The sequence below is a fragment of the Helicobacter sp. UBA3407 genome, from assembly GCF_949747025.1.
Lineage (GTDB): Bacteria > Campylobacterota > Campylobacteria > Campylobacterales > Helicobacteraceae > Helicobacter_D > Helicobacter_D ganmani.
Genome location: NZ_CATKCB010000011.1, coordinates 1 through 1,049, shown reverse-complemented (window position 1 = coordinate 1,049; position 1,049 = coordinate 1). Strand labels below are relative to the sequence as shown.

The 1,049-nt window shown below is 34.3% G+C and carries 1 protein-coding gene; it reads left to right on the top strand.

Going from position 1 to position 1,049, the window contains the following annotated elements; translation table 11 throughout:
- Nucleotides 1-55: 55 nt before the first annotated feature.
- Nucleotides 56-1,049: metallophosphoesterase (locus Q1553_RS00085; protein ID WP_300842637.1), on the top strand; the 994-nt coding region annotated here is incomplete at its 3' end.

The window sequence follows — 1,049 nt, the reverse complement described above, 5'->3', positions numbered from 1 at the left end:
TAGATGGATAGGTTTATTTTTTTAAAAAATAAATGAAGCCTCAAGGAGTTTTTATATGCTAAAAAATCTTTTTCCTTTTTTGGCTTTGCTTGTATTTTTTATTTTTCATTTAAGCATCTATTTTTTCTTTATTAAGAAAATCATTAAATTAAAGATTCCACTTTTGGTATTAAAAACTTTTTTGATTTTTAATTTTTTTGGGGTTGTGGTTTATTTTGTGGCGCGTTATTGTGTAGATTTTCCACAAAGTATATATTTTTTAGCTTCTTTATCCATTGGTATAGGATTTGTATTATTTGTCGCAATGTTAGTTTATCAATTTCTTGCATTATTGTTGCGTCTTATAATTTGGTTTTTTCCAAAATTCTCTCAAGAGCGCAGAGGATTCTTTCAAAGGACTTTAAATGCCACAAGCGGAATCTTTGCGTTAGGTTATCTAGGCACGGGATTGGTGGAGGGAAGATTATCTCCCAAAATAGAGCGCATTAAGATTTCATTAAAGAATCTTAAAACACCAATGAGTGCGGTGCAAATCAGTGACTTGCATATTGGAGGATTGATTGAAGAAAATGTTGTACGCCAAATTGTGAATCAAACCAATGCGCTAAAGCCGGATTTTATCGTGCTAACCGGTGATATTATAGACACAGAAGTAGGACGAGTGCATAAAGCTATTGCAGAGCTTGGTAAGTTTCAAGCTCCTTTGGGTGTATATTTTGTAACAGGGAATCACGAATATTTCCACAATATCCAACCCTTACTTGAAAGTTTAAAAGCCATTGGAATTAAGACATTGGAAAATGAATGCGTGCAATTAATGAAAAGTATCAACGGACAAAAGGAAGTAGTGTTAAATTTGGCGGGAGTGTATGATTTGTTTGGTCGCAGAATAGGCGTTTTAGAGCCAAATTTGGAACAAGCTTTGCAAAATAGGGCAGAATCCCAACCCTTAATTTTATTAGCGCATCAGCCAAAATTTGCCCTTGAGGTGAGAGAAGAACATCAAGTGGATTTAATTTTGAGCGGACACACGCACGGAGGACAAATTT